The following is a 15,254-nucleotide window of genomic DNA, read 5'->3' on the forward strand; positions in this document are numbered from 1 at the left end:
CGGGCGTGTGCGGGCGGCCGGCCCGTGCACGCGGCTTGGAGCCTGCCCCGAAAATCGACGGGTCAGGCTCTTAGCGCATTGCCTGCGGCATGAGAAGCACGGGAATATGACGCAGGTTCCGGCACCCGGGCCTATTCGGCCGCAGCGCTCGCCTCGTGCACGCTGGCCCTGAGCGGGCGCTCCTCCATGGCCAGCAGCCAGCACAGCGACAGGGCGAGGCCGAGCGCCGCGGCGGCGAACACCCAGCGGAAGACGAGGGCGATGTCGAGGCCTCCGGCAGCGAAGCCGGCGCCGAGCGTCTCCATCGACAGGCCGGGCATGGCCGTGGCCGGCAGGCCGCCGAGAACGATGGCGCCGAAGCCCGCCACGATCAGCGCGCCGCCGAGCGAGCGAAAGAAGTTCATCGTTCCGGTGGCCGTGCCCATCTGGTGCGGCATCACCGCGTTCTGGATCGCCACCGTGCTGACCGGCAGCAGCGTGCCGAGGCCGCCGCTGGTCAGGGCCAGCAGGAGCTCGACGACGGCCAGCGGCAGGCCGCGCGGCATGATCGCCATGATCGTGAGGCAGGCGATCGACACGCAGAGCCCGACCGTCGGCAGGCGCTTGTAGTGGGTGATCCGGCCCATCAGCCGCCCGCTGGTCGTGGCGCCGGCGACGGTGCCGATCATCAGCGGGATCAGCGCCAGGCCGGACTCGCTCGCCGTCAGGCCGACGACCGCTTCCAGGTAGATCGGCATGTAGATCGTCAGGCCGATGAACACGCCCATGCCGAAGCAGGCCGAGAGCGTGCCCATGGCCACCACCGGATTGGCCAGCACCTCGGCGGGGATCAGCGGTTCGGGCGCCGTGCGCAGCCGCAGCGCGAACAGGAGCCACAGCATCGCCGACACCGCGAACAGGCCGAGAATCGGCGGCGAGCTCCAGGGATAGCGGATGCCGCCCCAGTTGAGCGCCAGCATCAGCAGCACCGTCGCCGCGGCCATCAGCACGGCGGCCGGGATGTCGAGCCGGTGCGGCCGCTCGTGGCGCGGCAGCTTGCGCAGCAGCGAGTTGGTCATCCACAGGGCGATCGCGCCGAGCGGCAGGTTGATCCAGAAGATCACCGACCAGTGCAGGTGTTCGGCGAAGAAGCCGCCCAGCACCGGCCCGGCCACGCTGGACAAGGCGAAGACGGAGGCGAAATAGGCCTGGTAGCGGGCCCGTTCCCTGGGCGAGACGATGTCGGCGATGATGGTCTGGGCCAAGGATATCAGGCCGCCGCCGCCCAGTCCCTGCAGGGCGCGCGCCAGGATCAGGGTGAGCATGGTCGGCGCCATGGCGCAGGCGACGGAGCCCAGGACGAAGACGCCGATGGCGACCAGCAGCGTCAGCCGCCGCCCGGCAATGTCCGAGACCTTGCCGTAGAGCGGCGTCACGGCTGTCGCGGTCAGCAGATAGGCCGTCACGACCCAGGGCAGGTGTTCCAGGTCGCCGAGGTCGTTTCCGATGGTCGGCATGGCCGTGGCGACGATGGTCTGGTCGAGTGCCGCCAGCAGCATGGCGAGCATGATGCCGATGATGATCGAACGGATCTCGGAATGGCTGAGCGCGGCCGGAACGGCGGCCGCGGATGGCTGATCGGTCATGATATTTGCGCGAAACGCCCGGCACGACGGCAGGGTCGAAGGGATGGCGTGGAATATGAGACGCAGGGGATCATATTCCCGCCCGGAATGGAAGCGCCGCTGCGTCGCGGTCAGCGGATGACGATGCGTCCCTCGATGCCGGTCTTCACCGTGCCCTCCGCCCGCACGAAATTCATCACCTCGCCGGCCATGAGCCGGCCGTCGGTGCCGCCGATCAGCACCTTGCCCTTGCCGAGGGCCGTGTAGCCGTCGCCGCCGGCCAGCATGAAGTCGTTCGAGGCGAGGGTGTAGGATCTGGACGGATCGAGCGGCGCGCCGCCGATCGTCACCGCGCCGATGCGCGACCCCGGCTCGGCCTTCGAGTCGACCTCGACCGTCATGCCCGAGACCTGCGGGAAACGCCCGCCGCGGCTCTCGAGCTGCGAGACGCCGTTCTCCAGGGCGGAGCGGATGTCGGCGCCGGTGATCCTGACCAGAACGCCGGTGTTGCCGAAGGGCAGCTCGGACAGGATGTCGCGCCGTCTCAGCCTGGTGCCGGCGGGATAGACCTTGTTGGCGCGGATGCCGCCGCCGTTGGTGATGGCGCATTCGGCCCCGGTGGCCGCGCGAATCGAGTCGGCGACGAGGTTGCCCATCGCCGTCTCCTGGGAGCGCACGCTGGCGGTGCGGCTGTCGAGCTCGACCGCGGTGACGCCGATCTCGACGTCCAGCTCCTTGGAAAGCTCCGCCTCCAGCCGGTCGACCACCGCCTTGACCTCCGGATCGGGATCGACGGTCATGCTGTCGTGCACGCGGAAGCTCGGCGTCCATGCCACCTTGCGGTCCTTGCCCTCGCCGTTGACGGCGACGGTGAAGTCGATGGCGGTGACGAAATTGCCTTCCTCGTTGGATTCCACCATCACCGTCCGGCCGTCATAGCCGATGGCGAGGTCGTGGTCGTGGCCGGTCAGCAGCACGTCGACCAGGCGCGAGCGCACGATCTGGTAGTCCATGGCCCGGTCGGTGTGGGAGACGCAGACCAGCATGTCGGCGCCGGCCTTGCGCAGGGCCGCCGCCTCGGTCTTCAGCGTGTCGAGTTCCGGCAGGAAGACGAGGTCGCCCGATTGCGACACCTCCGGCGTCGCCGCCAGTGCCAGCCCGACGACGCCGACCTTCACCGGGCCGAGCTCGACCAGCATGCTCGGCTGCATCCCCGGCACCGGCGTGCCGTCGGCCCGGCGCATGTTGGCGGCGAAGAACGGGAAGTTCGCGTGGCCCATATGCTTGAGGAAGACGTCCTTGCCGAAGTCGAACTCGTGGTTGCCGGGCACGAACACGTCCGGCCTGATCAGGTTGGTCAGCTCGATGATGTGGTCGCCCTGGTCGAAGCCGGACATCAGCGAGGGCGAGAAGCAGTCGCCGGCATGGCAGAACAGCATGGGCACGCCGCGCGCCCGCTCCGCCTTCACCACCGCCGCCAGCTTGGGAAAGCCGCCGCGTCCCCGGGTGTCGGACATCTTGTAGATGTCGTTGACCAGCAGCAGCGAGAAGCTCACCTGGGCCGGCGCGGCCTCGGCCGCCTCCTGCCCGCCGGCCAGCATGGTGACGGAAAAACCCGCGCCGAGGCCCAGACCCAGCGTCTGGCGGCGTGAGAACTTCGACATGGTGGTCTCCGTTGCGGTGTCGCCCCATGTTGGTGGACGGACATGGCGGCCGGATGAAGGTTGCGCCGGCCGGCGCGGCAGGGCAAGTCTGCCGCGCCCATCCGTCCGGAGAATGCCCCATCATGGCCGCATCGACGATCGACCCTGCCCACGAACCGGCGCCGCGGCGCGTCCTGGTCTTCGGCGACTCCAACAGCTGGGGCTATATCCCGCGCGGCGACGATCTGCCGTCCGAGCGCTTCCCGAAGGCGCAGCAATGGCCTTATGTCCTGCAGGAGGCCCTGGGTGCGGGGTGCGAGGTGGTGGTCGACGCCCTGTCCGGCCGCACGACCGACCATCCCGACCACCAGGTCCCGCGGCTGACCGGCGCCGGCCTCGACGGCAGCGCCGCCTTGCCGGCGGTGGTCGCGGCGCATCTGCCGCTCGACCTCGTGGTCATCATGCTGGGGACCAACGACACCAAGGCGGCGTTCGGGCGCTCGGCCTTCCGCATCGCGCTGGGGGCCGGCAAGCTCGTCGACATCGTCCAGTCCAGCGGCCAGATGTTCGGCGGCGGCTGGTATGCCTATCCCGCGCCGAAAGTGCTGCTGATGGCGCCGCCGCCCTTGGCAAAGGCCATGACCCCGCCCATGGCCGAGGAGTTCGCCGGCGGCTATGAGCGCTCGCTCGGGCTTGCCGAGGCCTATCGCGCCATCGCCGCGGCCGCGGGCGTCGGCTTCTTCGACGCCGGCAGCGTCATCGCGACGGACGGCGCCGACGGCGTGCATTTCACGGCCGAGACCCAGCGCAGGCTCGGCGCGGCCATGGCCGCGCCGGTCAGGGCGGCGCTGGTATAGGGACCACCGGGCGGACCGCCGGACTCCGGACTCCGGACCGCGGCCCGCGGGCCTCCTGGTATCCGCTTCAGGCCAGGGGGCCGGCGGACCGCCGGCCGTCCGGCTCGCCGCCGCCCGTCGGCGATGTCCGGCCGGGCCTCATTCCGCCGCCTGCTGCGTCTGCTGGGCTCCCAGGTCGAGCGGCAGGCGGCGTTCGGCCTCGGTGATGTAGTCGCGCGTCAGCGGCACGGCATGGAGGGACTTGGCCACCTGGATCTGGAACACCATGTGCCCGCCCCAGCGGAATGCCCCCTCGGAGGCGGCCAGGTAGAACTCCCACATCCGGCAAAAGCGTTCGTCGTAGAGCTTGCGGATGCGGTCGCGGTTCTGGTTGAAGCGGTGGCGCCAGTGACGCAGCGTCTCGGCATAGTGCAGCCGTAGGACCTCGACATCGGTGACGATGAGGCCGGCACGCTCGACGGCCGGCAGCACCTCCGACAGCGCCGGCGAGTAGCCGCCGGGGAAGATATATTTGCGGATCCAGGGGTTGGTGGCGCCGGGGCCGTCCGAGCGGCCGATGGAGTGGATCAGCGCCACCCCGTCATCGGTGAGCAGTTCCGCCACCTTGCGGAAATAGGCGTCGTAATGGTTGACGCCGACATGCTCGAACATGCCGACCGAGACGATGCGGTCGAAGCGCCGCGACTCCTGCCGGTAATCCTCGATCTCGAACCGCGCGCGGTCGGCGAGGCCGGCCGCCGCCGCCCGCTGGTTGGAGACGCGGTGCTGCTCCTGCGACAGCGTGATGCCGGTGACGTCGGCCTTGGACGCGCCGGCCAGGTAGAGGCCGAGACCGCCCCAGCCCGAGCCGATGTCGAGCACCCGGACGCCCGGCTTGAGCAGGAGCTTGGCGGCGATGTGGCGCTTCTTGAGGGCCTGCGCTTCCTCGAGGCTGGCGTCGAATCCCGGGAAATAGGCGCAGGAATATTGCCGGTCCCGGTCAAGGAACAGGTCGAAGAGTTCGTCCTTCAGGTCGTAGTGATGCGCCACGTTCTGGCGCGAGGCGCCGGCCGGGTTGTACTGCGCCAGGCGCCGCAGCCACTTGCGCGCCCGCCAGACGATCCCGCCCAGCGGGCCGACCGCCGGGGTCCAGCCCAGATTGCTCATGAAGATGGCAAGCATGTCGTAGACGTCGCCTTCCTCGATGGTCAGGCGCTCGTCCATGAAGGCTTCGCCGAGATCGAGCTCCCCGTCGATCGCAAGTCGCCAGGCGGTGCTGCGGTCCTTGAGCCGGATCGTCGCGCGCGGAGCGGCGCCGTCGCCGTAACGACGTCGCACGCCGTCGGCGTAGATCACCGTGAGACTGCCGGTTCGAACGAGTCGGTCGAGAAAGGAATGAAGAATGAACATGATGCGATGCCCCGTCACGGGCCGCGGTCGTCAGGAAAAGGCGGGGCTCCATCGGGCGGAGCCATCTCCTTTGGCCTTTGGCTGACGGCCCTTCTTCGCATACGGCCCGTCTTCGAATGGAAGATCAAAACTGTCGACTATGCAACGATTTTCATCGGGACCTGTCCGGACAGCCGTATCTGGCGGCCCTGTTCTGCTGCTGCATTGCAGAAACGGCGCAGCTGGCGCCGCCGTATGGGTTGCGCGGCGGCGGCCGGTGCCTATGATGGGCGAATAATTGTCGGAGGAATGCAGTCGTGTCGTCCCAGCTTCGTCTTGCCCAGCTTCGCGGCGCCGATGGCGCGCGCGCCGTCGCCGCCACCATCGACGGGGTCTGCCGGACCGTTGCCAGTGTCGACAGCGTGCGCGCGCTGGCGCTCGGCGCGATCGAGACGGGCCAGACCCTGCGCCAGCGCGTCGAGGCCCTGGGTCTGGGCGCCGCCGTCGACCTCGGGGCGGCACTGGCGGAGGGGAGGGTGCTGCCGCCGGTCGACCATCCCGACAGCGCGCATCTGCTGGTCACCGGCACCGGCCTCACCCATCTCGGCAGCGCCGAGGGCCGCGACAAGATGCACAAGGATCTGTCCGATCCGTCGAAGCTGACGGATTCGATGAAGATGTTCCGCATGGGCCTGGAAGGCGGTCGGCCGGAGCCCGGCCGGGAGGGCGTGCAGCCCGAATGGTTCTACAAGGGCGACGGCTCGACCATCGCCGCGCCCGGCGCGCCCCTGCAGTCGCCATCCTTTGCCCTGGATGCCGGCGAGGAGCCGGAGATCGCCGGCCTCTATGTCAACGGCCCGGACGGCACGCCCTATCGTATCGGCTTCGCCCTCGGCAACGAGTTCTCCGACCACGTTACCGAGCGCCAGAACTATCTCTACCTCGCCCATTCCAAGCTGCGTGCCTCCGCTTTCGGCCCCGAGCTTCTGGTCGGCGACCTGCCGGCGGATCTGCGCGGCACCTCCAGGATCATCCGCGACGGCCGCGTCGTGTGGGAGAAGCCATTCCTGACCGGCGAGGCGAACATGTCGCACACGCTGGCCAATCTGGAGGGGCATCATTTCAAGTACGCGCTGTTCCGCCGGCCGGGGGACGTCAACGTCCATTATTTCGGCACGGCGACGCTGAGCGTCTCCGACGGCTTCAAGACGCAGCAGGGCGACGTGTTCGAGATCGACGCCGAACCCTTCGGCCTGCCGCTGGCCAATCCGATCGGCCTCACCGCCGCGCCCTGGCCGGCGGTGAGGGTGCTTTGACGGTCGATGGCTTGCGTCGGTGACAGGGCAGCGCAGCCAGCCCTGCGCATTCGGTCGGTCTGCCATGCCGCAAACGATGTCCTTTGCGGCCGTATGCCTATGGCCCGCTGCGATGGTTGGCGCTATATGTCCGACATACCCACCCTGACCGGCTGACCGCCGGCCGTCCGCAGCCAGCCCGGGCGATGTCCGGGGCCGTGAAGGCCTGTCGTTTCCCATGTCGGACGCCATCCTGGACCCCGCCGCGCGGCCGGCGCTCGCGGCCGGACCGAGTTATCGGGCGGTGGCGCTGATCGTGGCGAGCGCCATGTTCATGGAGCAGCTCGACGCGACGGTGCTGGCCACGGCGCTGCCGACGATGGCGCATTCCTTCGGCGTCTCGCCGCAGCATATGAGCATCGCGCTCACGGCCTATCTGCTCAGCCTCGCCGTCCTGATCCCGGCAAGCGGCAAGGTGGCGGACCGGTTCGGTTCGCGCACCGTCTTTGCCTCCGCCATCGGCGTCTTCACCCTCGGCTCGATCCTGTGCGCCCAGGCGCAGAGCCTGCAGATCCTCGTCTTCGCCCGGCTGCTGCAGGGCGCCGGCGGGGCGATGATGCTGCCGGTCGGCCGGCTGGTGCTGCTGCGCAGCGTCGACAAGCGCGACATGGTCTCGGCGATGAGCTGGCTCCTGGTGCCGGCGCTGATCGGCCCGATCCTGGGGCCGCCGGTCGGCGGCTTCATCGTCACCTATCTCGACTGGCGCTGGATCTTCTACATCAACATTCCGATCGGCCTGGTCGGCATCGGCCTCGTGCTGGCCTTCATCGAGAACGGCCGCAGCCGTGATCGCGAACCGTTCGACGGCCTCGGCTTCGTCCTTTCCGGCGTGTCGCTCGCCTGCCTGCTGTTCAGCTTCGAGATGGTTGGCCGCGGCGAGTCGGGACTGCCGGCCCTGGTGCTGGCGGCGGTCGGCCTGGTCAGCGGCGCAGCCTATGTCCTGCATGCGCGCCGCCACGCCGCGCCGATCCTCGACATGTCGCTGATGCGCATCCCGACCTTCCGCATTGCCCTGCTGGCCGGGTCGTTCTCGCGGATCACCCAGGGCGCCCAGCCCTTCCTGCTGCCGCTGATGATGCAGGTCGCCTTCGGCATGTCGGCCGCGGCGAGCGGGATGCTGACCTTCGCCACGGCCTGCGGCGCCATGCTGATGAAGGGGGCGGCGGCGCGCATCCTCCGGCGCTTCGGCTTTCGCACCGCGCTGATCTGGAACAGCCTCCTGTCCAGCGCGCTCTATGCCGCCTGCGCCGCCTTCCGGCCGGAGTGGCCGGTACCGGCGATCTACGCCGTTCTGGTGGCCGCCGGCTTTTCGATGTCGCTGCAGTTCACGGCCTTCAACACCGTGGCCTATGACGATATCCCGGCGAGCCGGACCAGTTCGGCCAACAGCTTCTACACCACGTTCCAGCAGCTGATGCTGACCTTCGGCATCTGCGTCGGCGCGCTCGCCTTGAGCGCCGCCGGCGGCATTGCCGGCCATCTGCAGCCGACGGCCGCCGATTTCTCCGTCGCCTTCCTGGTGGTGACGGCGATCTCGCTGCTCGCCTCGCCGATCTCGGCGCTGCTGCCGCGCGACGCCGGCGCCGCCATGAGCGGCCATGCGGCGGCGCGGCCGGCGGCGTGACGGTGCCTCAGCCTTTGCGGAAATAGGCCTCCAGCACCCGGCCATAGATGCGGGCGAGGGTCTCGATGTCGGCGATGTCGGCCCGCTCGTCGACCTGGTGCATGGTCTTGCCGACCAGGCCGAACTCCACCACCGGGCAGACATCCTTGATGAAGCGCGCGTCCGAGGTGCCGCCCGAGGTGGAGAGTGCCGGCCGCCGGCCGGTCTCGGCCTCGATCGCGGCGACGACGGTCTCGACGAACGGGCTCGGCGGCGTCAGGAAGGCTTCCGAATGGGTGCGCTCGAAGGCGAGCGCGTAGGCGACGTCTCCGCCGGCCCCGGCGTCGAGCCGCGCCTTCACCCACGCCTCCAGCGTGGCACGGGTCCAGCAATCGTTGAAGCGGATGTTGAAGGCGGCCCGCGCCGCGCCGGGGATGACGTTGAAGGCGGTGTTGCCGACGTCGATCGTCACCACCTCGAGGTTGGAGGCATCGAAATGCTCCGTGCCCTCGTCGAGCCGCTCGGCCAGCAGCGCGTCGAGCAGGCGCACCATGCCGCGGACCGGATTCCTGGCCAGGTGCGGATAGGCGACGTGCCCCTGCACGCCCTCGACGGTGATCACGCCGGAGAGCGAGCCGCGTCGCCCGATCTTCACCGCATCGCCCAGCGCTGCCGGATTGGTCGGTTCGCCCAGGAGGCAATGGCCGAGGCGCTCGCCCCGGGCCATGGCCCAGTCGAGCAGCTTGACCGTGCCGTTGACCGCGGGGCCTTCCTCGTCACCGGTGATCAGGAAGGCGACGGGGTGATCCGGATGCGCTTCGGCGTGGCGCAGCGCCGCCGCGACCGAGGCGGCGACGCCACCCTTCATGTCGACCGCGCCGCGCCCCCAGACGGCGCCGTCGGCGATCGCGCCGGAAAACGGCTCCCGGGCCCAGCGGCCCGGATCGCCCGGAGGCACCACGTCGGTATGGCCGGCGAAGACCAGGGCTGGGCGGTCCTGCGGCCCGATCCGGGCGTAGAGGTTGGCCACGTCCGGCGAGTGCGGGTCGGAGAAGGTGACGAGATGGCTGTCGAAGCCGGCGCGCTTCAGCACGGCGTCGAGCAGGGCGAGGGCGCCGCCCTCGGCCGGCGTCACCGAGGGACAGCGGATCAGCGCCTGGGTCAGCGCCACGGGGTCACGGGGGTCAAAGGTGAGATCGGTCATGCCGCCTCGTTGCCACGGTGCGACGCCGGGATCAATGGCGCGCGCGGCTGTCGCCGCCTGGCGTGCCCGTTCGCGCAGCTCAGTCGCGCAGCAGTTCGTTGATGCTGGTCTTGGAGCGGGTCTGCGCGTCGACGGTCTTGACGATCACGGCGCAGTAGAGGTTCGGGCCGGGCCGGCCGTCGGGCAGGGGCTTGCCCGGCAGGGTGCCGGAGACCACGACCGAATAGGGCGGCACGTAGCCCTTGTGAATCTCGCCGGTGGCGCGGTCGATGATCGTGGTGGAGGCGCCGAGATAGACGCCCATGGACAAGACCGAGCCCTGGCCGACGATGACGCCCTCGGCGACCTCGGCGCGCGCGCCGATGAAGCAATCGTCCTCGATGATCACCGGATTGGCCTGCAGCGGCTCCAGCACGCCGCCGATGCCGGCGCCGCCGGAGAGGTGGACGTTGCGGCCGATCTGGGCGCAGGAGCCGACCGTCGCCCAGGTGTCGATCATCGCGCCCGAGGCGACATGCGCGCCCAGATTGATGAAGGAGGGCATCAGCACCACGCCCGGCGCCACATAGGCGGAGCGGCGCACGACGCAATGCGGCACGGCGCGGAAACCGGCCTCGCGAAACTCGGCGTTGGTCCAGTTGGTGAACTTGGAGGGCACCTTGTCCCACCAGGAGGTGCCGCCGGGACCGCCGGGGATCGTCGCCATGTCGTTGAGGCGGAAGGACAGCAGCACGGCCTTCTTCAGCCATTGATGCGTCTTCCAGGAGTCGCGCCCGGTCATGCCCTCGACGCGCTCCGCCACCCGCACCCGGCCGGCATCGAGCAGGCCGAGCGTGTGCATCACCGCCGCCCGCACGTCGCCCTTGGTGTCGAGCCCGATCGAGGCCCGGTCCTCCCAGGCGGCGTCGATGATGGTCTGGAGCTGGTCGAGTTCCATGGTGTCCTCCCTGCCAAGTCCGGCGCACATGCCGGAGCCGGGGGATGCAAGTCAAGCACGCAGGCGAGCAGCGGCATTCCGCCGCGAGAGCCGCCTCGGCGCTTCCTGGCGGCCCTGCCGTCGGCAGGGCCGCCTTCGCAGTCCCTGCCGGCTCCCGCTTCGAGAAGCGTTCCGCCAGCCGGTCAACGCGTCAGCGGCAGGAGCGCGCGCAACCGCGCGTCGCGCAGGTACAATCCACCCCAGGCCACGATGCCGAGATACACCCCGAACAGGGTGTGCGTGAAGATCGGGCTGCCGACGCGCAGATGGGTGGCGACCGCGCCGCCGAGATAGGCCGTCAACAGCACGGCGCCGAGGATCGAGGTCCGCGGCACGGCGTAGAGGATGGTGCAGGCGAGGGTGAGCACGCCGAGCGTGCGGGAGAGATCGCCGGGATAGCCGAGCGTGGCCATGGTCTCGGTCACCACCGCCAGGGGCACGAGCTTGATGGCGGCATCGAAGGCGAGGAACAGGATGACGAGGGCGCTGAGCGCCCATCCGGCGCGACGGGACAGGGGCGGGGTCGGCATGGCAAGGCTCGAAGTGGACATCGGGGGCTCTCCCTTTCCGCCCGCCCGGCGTGCGGGACGGGGCGGGCATGTCCCGAGGACGGATGGCCCGGCGGCGCCCCGACAGGCCCGGCGGACTTTTTTGGGGACGGGGCTCAGGTCCGCTCGTCCTCGCCCGGCCGGCTGTCCTTGAGCAGGCGGTCGAGATGCATGCGGATATGGGCGGCTTCGGCCGGCGTGTTGGCGAGGGCGATCGCGCGGTCGAAGGCGGTGCGCGCCTCGGCATGGCGGCCGAGCTGCAGCAGCAGGCCGCCCTTGACCCCGAAGAAGTGGAAATAGCCCGACAGGGCCGGCGCCAGCGGCTCGACCATGGCGAGCGCCGCGGCCGGGCCGCGGGCCTTGGCGACCGCGACCGCCCGGTTGAGGGTGACGACGGGCGAGGGCTGCAGTGTCTCGAGCGTGGCATAGAGCAGGTCGATCTGCGCCCAGTCCGTCTCCTCGGGACGGGCGGCGCGGGCATGCAGCGCCGCGATCGCCGCCTGCACCAGGTAGGGGCCGGGGCGCCGGTGACGCATCGCCTTGTCGATCAGGGCGATGCCCTCGGCGATCATCGTCCGGTTCCACAGGCTGCGGTCCTGGTCCTCCAGCAGCACGATGGCGCCGTCGGCGTCGAAGCGGGCGGCGATACGGGCATGCTGGAGCAGCAGCAGCGCCGTCAGCCCCATGATCTCCGGCTCGGCCGGGAACAGCCGCAGCAGCAGCCGGGCGAGGCGGATCGCCTCGTCGCAGAGCGAGGCACGCATGTCGTCGGCATCGCTGCGGCCGGCCGAATAGCCCTCGTTGAAGATCAGATAGATCATGGCCGCCACCGCGGCGAGGCGTTCGGTCCGCTGCGGGGCGCTCGGCGCCTCGAACGGCACGTCGGCCCTGGCGATGCGCGCCTTGGCCCGGGTGATGCGCTGCTCCATGGCGCTCTCGCCCACCAGGAAGGCGCGGGCGATCTGCTTGACGCCGAGGCCGGAGACGATGCGCAGCGCCAGCGCGATCTGCTGGGTCGCCGGCAGGTCGGGGTGGCAGCACACGAACAGGAGCCGCAGGATGTCGTCGCGGTAGTGCGAATCGTCGAGCCGCTCGGCGAGGTCGGCCTCGGCATCGTCGAGGTCGGAAATCTGGTCCTCGGCGGGGAGCGGCTGCTGTCGCCGGCGGCGGCGCACCGCGTCGATGGCGATGTTGCGGCCGACGAAGATCAGCCAGGCAGCGGGATCGCGCGGCGGACCGTTCTGCGGCCAGGTCTTCAGCGCCCTGAGGCAGGCTTCCTGGAAGGCTTCCTCGGCGGCGTCGAGGTCATGGAAATAGCGCAGCAGGGCCGAGATCGCCTGGGGGCGGGCCGAGGTCAGGGCCGCGTCGATCCAGGCCATCTCGGTCATGCCCGGCTGCCTTCCGGGTGGAACATGGCGATCGGCCGGATCTCATAGGCGCCGAGGCCGGGATTGGCGCGGGCAAGGTCGCGTGCGACCTCGATCGCCTCCTCGCGGCTCGCGCATTCGACGACGTAGAAGCCCAGGAGCTGCTCCTTCGTCTCGGCAAAGGGGCCGTCGAGCACCAGCGGCTCCGGGCGATCCTTGCGCAGGGTCGTGGCTGCCGTCGTCGGCATCAGCCGCGCCACTGGTCCGAGCCGACCGGCCTCGGCGAGCTTGTTCTGCACGGCTCCGAGCCGGGCCACGACCGCGGCGTCCTCGTCCTTGCTCCAGGCGCCGACGGCATCCTGGTCGTTGTAGCAGAGAATGGCATAGAGCATGAGATCCGGTCCCGATCGAGCCTAGGACGTACCAGCCCCGCTGCCGCCGACGGGGCGGCGGCAAAAGGCTCGGGCTGGCTGGCGCGACGATACACGCCGATTCCCGTCCCGCAAGGTGCCGCAGCGGGAGCCGGCGGCCGGACGGAAAAACCGGCTCGGGCCTTGACGAAGCGCCCGCAACGGCCTTGCTGTTGGCCAACCCTATCGCCGGAGCCTCCGCCATGACCGAACAAGTCCGTCCCGCATCCGCCGTCCGGGCGGCCCACGAAGCGCGTCTCGACCGGCTGGCCGAGGTCGCGGTCAAGGTCGGGCTCGGCCTGGCGCCGGGCCAGGAACTGGTGATGACCGCCTCAGTGGAGGCGCTGCCGCTGGTGCGGCGCATCACCGAGCACGCCTACAAGTCCGGTGCCTCGCTCGTCACCACCCTGTTCTCCGACGAGGAGGCGACGCTGGCGCGCTTCCGCCATGCGCCGGACGAGAGTTTCGACAAGGCGACCAACTGGCTGTTCGACGGCATGGCCCGGGCCTTCGGCGCGGGAGCAGCGCGCCTGGCCATCGCCGGCGAGGATCCGGCCCTGCTCGCCGGGCAGGATCCGGACAAGGTCGCACGCGCCAACCGAGCCCGCTCCGCCGCCTACATGCCGGCCCTGAAGCTGATCGCCGGCTTCGACATCAACTGGAACATCGTCTCCTACGCCTCGGCCGCCTGGGCCCGCGCGGTCTTCCCCGGCGAGCCGGAGGAGGTGGCCGTGGCGCGGCTGTGGGACGCGATCTTCGCCGCTTCCCGCATCGACGCCGACGATCCGGTCTCCGCCTGGCGGGCGCACAACGACGCGCTGCATGCGCGGGCCCGCCATCTCAACACCAAACGCTATCACGCCCTGCGCTTCCGCGGGCCCGGCACCGATCTCACGGTCGGCCTCGCCGACGATCACGAATGGCACGGCGGCTCCTCGCGGGCCAAGAACGGCATCGTCTGCAACCCCAACATCCCGACCGAGGAGGTGTTCACCACGCCGCATCGCGACCGCGTCCACGGCACCGTCGCCTCGACCAAGCCGCTGTCCTATCAGGGCACGCTGATCGATCGCATCGCCGTGCGCTTCGAGGCCGGGCGCATCGTCGAGGCCAGCGCCGCCAGCGGCAAGGACGTGCTTGAGAAGGTGCTCGACACCGACGCCGGCGCCCGGCACCTGGGCGAGGTGGCGCTGGTGCCCTATTCCTCGCCGATCTCGCGCAGCGGCCTCCTGTTCTACAACACGCTGTTCGACGAGAACGCCGCCAGCCACATCGCCCTCGGCCAGTCCTACAGCCAGTGCTTCCTCAACGGCGGCGCGCTGACGCCGGAGGAGCTGGCGGCGCGCGGCGCCAACAACAGCCTGATCCACATCGACTGGATGATCGGCTCGAACGAGATCGACGTCGACGGCCTGACCGCGGGCGGCGAAGCCGACCCGGTGATGCGCCGCGGGGAATGGGTGTGAGGCGGCGGGGCCCGGCGCGCCGGGCCCCAGGCAGTTCCTCGAACCTGGTCGGCCTATTTCGTGCCGTACATCCGGTCGCCGGCGTCGCCGAGGCCGGGCACGATATAGCCGTGGTCGTTGAGGTGGCTGTCGATCGCCGCCGTCCAGATCTTCACGTCCGGATGGGTCTCGCGCAGTCGCTTGATGCCTTCCGGCGCCGCCAGCAGGCAGACGAAGCGGATGTCCTTGGCCCCGCGCGCCTTGATGCGCTCGACCGCGGCCACGGCCGAGTTCGCGGTGGCCAGCATCGGGTCGAGCAGGATGACCAGGCGGTCGGCCACGTCCGGCGGCGCCTTGAAATAATATTCCACCGCCGCCAGCGTCTCCGGGTCGCGGTAGATGCCGATATGGGCGACGCGGGCCGAAGGCACGAGGTCGAGCATGCCTTCCAGGAAGCCCTCGCCGGCCCGCAGGATCGGTGCGAATACCAGCTTCTTGCCGGCGAGGCGCGGCGCCTTCATCGCGGTCAGCGGCGTCTCGATGTCGACGAACTCCAGCGGCAGGTCGCGCGTCACCTCGTAGCAGAGCAGCCGGCCGATCTCGTTGAGCAACTGGCGGAAGCCCTTGGTCGAGCGCTCCTTGTCGCGCATCAGCGTGAGCTTGTGCTGCACCATCGGGTGATCGACGACGGTCACGCCTTCCATCGGAGCCTCCTGTCCAGAATGGGGCCGGCCGCGCCGGCCCTCCCGCTTGTGCCAAGGCCTGCTTAGACGATTTCGCCGGGAGGGAAACCCCCAACCTCGGAACCCGTCCACGACTTTCGACGGAGTCGGGTTGGCGTGATTTTTGCCCCGAAATGTGGCGTGAAACTTGC

13 protein-coding genes are annotated in these 15,254 nt (G+C 69.9%); 4 read left to right on the forward strand and 9 right to left on the reverse strand.

Translation table 11 applies throughout. From position 1 onward, the window contains the following. Positions 1-131: 131 nt before the first annotated feature. Both AC27L4_RS00690 and AC27L4_RS00695 read right to left on the reverse strand, forming a co-directional pair. The gene (locus AC27L4_RS00690; protein WP_487140025.1) at positions 132-1,625 is read right to left on the reverse strand and encodes an MDR family MFS transporter; all 1,494 of its coding nucleotides are present in this window, start codon (positions 1,623-1,625) and stop codon (positions 132-134) included. Positions 1,626-1,735: 110 nt separating this feature from the next. After that, positions 1,736-3,268 carry a bifunctional metallophosphatase/5'-nucleotidase gene (locus AC27L4_RS00695; RefSeq protein WP_487140026.1) on the reverse strand — a complete coding sequence of 511 codons (1,533 nt, stop codon included), beginning with the start codon at positions 3,266-3,268 and terminating at the stop codon, positions 1,736-1,738. Positions 3,269-3,390: 122 nt separating this feature from the next. Here AC27L4_RS00695 and AC27L4_RS00700 point away from each other — a divergent pair, with 122 nt between their 5' ends. Beyond that, positions 3,391-4,104 (forward strand): SGNH/GDSL hydrolase family protein, encoded by a 714-nt coding sequence (locus AC27L4_RS00700; protein WP_487140027.1) that lies wholly within the window; start codon positions 3,391-3,393, stop codon positions 4,102-4,104. A 138-nt stretch (positions 4,105-4,242) separates the two neighbouring features. Here AC27L4_RS00700 and AC27L4_RS00705 read toward each other — a convergent pair whose 3' ends face one another. Then, on the reverse strand, positions 4,243-5,493 hold the full coding sequence (locus AC27L4_RS00705) for a cyclopropane fatty acid synthase (RefSeq protein ID WP_487140028.1): 1,251 nt from the start codon (positions 5,491-5,493) through the stop codon (positions 4,243-4,245). 296 nt (positions 5,494-5,789) lie between these two features. Here AC27L4_RS00705 and araD1 point away from each other — a divergent pair, with 296 nt between their 5' ends. Together araD1 and AC27L4_RS00715 are read left to right on the forward strand one after the other, a co-directional pair. Next, positions 5,790-6,788, forward strand: a complete 999-nt coding sequence (araD1, locus tag AC27L4_RS00710) for an AraD1 family protein (RefSeq protein ID WP_487140029.1) — start codon at positions 5,790-5,792, stop codon at positions 6,786-6,788. A 217-nt stretch (positions 6,789-7,005) separates the two neighbouring features. Next, positions 7,006-8,451: an MFS transporter gene (locus tag AC27L4_RS00715; RefSeq protein ID WP_487140030.1), complete on the forward strand. Its 1,446-nt coding sequence runs from the start codon at positions 7,006-7,008 to the stop codon at positions 8,449-8,451. Positions 8,452-8,458: 7 nt separating this feature from the next. Here AC27L4_RS00715 and dapE read toward each other — a convergent pair whose 3' ends face one another. The 5 genes from dapE to AC27L4_RS00740 form a co-directional block, all read right to left on the reverse strand. Further along, positions 8,459-9,634 (reverse strand): succinyl-diaminopimelate desuccinylase, encoded by a 1,176-nt coding sequence (dapE, locus tag AC27L4_RS00720; protein ID WP_487140031.1) that lies wholly within the window; start codon positions 9,632-9,634, stop codon positions 8,459-8,461. 79 nt (positions 9,635-9,713) lie between these two features. Next, entirely contained in the window at positions 9,714-10,571 is an 858-nt protein-coding gene (gene dapD, locus AC27L4_RS00725) for a 2,3,4,5-tetrahydropyridine-2,6-dicarboxylate N-succinyltransferase (RefSeq protein WP_487140032.1), read from the reverse strand. 182 nt (positions 10,572-10,753) lie between these two features. Then, positions 10,754-11,161, reverse strand: coding sequence for a DoxX family protein (locus AC27L4_RS00730; RefSeq protein ID WP_487140033.1), 408 nt, complete (start codon positions 11,159-11,161; stop codon positions 10,754-10,756). A 113-nt stretch (positions 11,162-11,274) separates the two neighbouring features. Further along, entirely contained in the window at positions 11,275-12,546 is a 1,272-nt protein-coding gene (locus AC27L4_RS00735; protein WP_487140034.1) for an RNA polymerase sigma factor, read from the reverse strand. Beyond that, positions 12,543-12,917 (reverse strand): YciI family protein, encoded by a 375-nt coding sequence (locus tag AC27L4_RS00740; RefSeq protein WP_487140035.1) that lies wholly within the window; start codon positions 12,915-12,917, stop codon positions 12,543-12,545. Before AC27L4_RS00740 ends, AC27L4_RS00735 begins: the two co-directional genes overlap by 4 nt. 221 nt (positions 12,918-13,138) lie before the next feature. On the opposite strand from AC27L4_RS00740, the gene AC27L4_RS00745 reads away from it, so the two are divergent. Beyond that, the gene (locus AC27L4_RS00745; RefSeq protein WP_487140036.1) at positions 13,139-14,401 is read left to right on the forward strand and encodes an aminopeptidase; all 1,263 of its coding nucleotides are present in this window, start codon (positions 13,139-13,141) and stop codon (positions 14,399-14,401) included. A gap of 53 nt (positions 14,402-14,454) precedes the next feature. Here the strand turns inward: AC27L4_RS00745 and upp are convergent, their stop codons facing one another. Further along, on the reverse strand, positions 14,455-15,084 hold the full coding sequence (gene upp, locus AC27L4_RS00750; protein ID WP_487140037.1) for a uracil phosphoribosyltransferase: 630 nt from the start codon (positions 15,082-15,084) through the stop codon (positions 14,455-14,457). Positions 15,085-15,254 lie beyond the last annotated feature (170 nt).

Source organism: Labrys sp. Lb11, assembly GCF_057554225.1.

What these genes read in the sequence shown, in the direction of transcription:
- dapE (WP_487140031.1), bottom strand. Translation starts at nt 9,634, where the DNA reads ATGACCGATCTCACCTTTGACCCCCGTGACCCCGTGGCGCTGACCCAG.
- AC27L4_RS00745 (WP_487140036.1), top strand. Translation starts at nt 13,139, where the DNA reads ATGACCGAACAAGTCCGTCCCGCATCCGCCGTCCGGGCGGCCCACGAA.
- upp (WP_487140037.1), bottom strand. Translation starts at nt 15,084, where the DNA reads ATGGAAGGCGTGACCGTCGTCGATCACCCGATGGTGCAGCACAAGCTC.
- AC27L4_RS00730 (WP_487140033.1), bottom strand. Translation starts at nt 11,161, where the DNA reads ATGTCCACTTCGAGCCTTGCCATGCCGACCCCGCCCCTGTCCCGTCGC.
- AC27L4_RS00690 (WP_487140025.1), bottom strand. Translation starts at nt 1,625, where the DNA reads ATGACCGATCAGCCATCCGCGGCCGCCGTTCCGGCCGCGCTCAGCCAT.
- AC27L4_RS00705 (WP_487140028.1), bottom strand. Translation starts at nt 5,493, where the DNA reads ATGTTCATTCTTCATTCCTTTCTCGACCGACTCGTTCGAACCGGCAGT.
- AC27L4_RS00740 (WP_487140035.1), bottom strand. Translation starts at nt 12,917, where the DNA reads ATGCTCTATGCCATTCTCTGCTACAACGACCAGGATGCCGTCGGCGCC.
- AC27L4_RS00735 (WP_487140034.1), bottom strand. Translation starts at nt 12,546, where the DNA reads ATGACCGAGATGGCCTGGATCGACGCGGCCCTGACCTCGGCCCGCCCC.
- AC27L4_RS00700 (WP_487140027.1), top strand. Translation starts at nt 3,391, where the DNA reads ATGGCCGCATCGACGATCGACCCTGCCCACGAACCGGCGCCGCGGCGC.
- AC27L4_RS00715 (WP_487140030.1), top strand. Translation starts at nt 7,006, where the DNA reads ATGTCGGACGCCATCCTGGACCCCGCCGCGCGGCCGGCGCTCGCGGCC.
- AC27L4_RS00695 (WP_487140026.1), bottom strand. Translation starts at nt 3,268, where the DNA reads ATGTCGAAGTTCTCACGCCGCCAGACGCTGGGTCTGGGCCTCGGCGCG.
- dapD (WP_487140032.1), bottom strand. Translation starts at nt 10,571, where the DNA reads ATGGAACTCGACCAGCTCCAGACCATCATCGACGCCGCCTGGGAGGAC.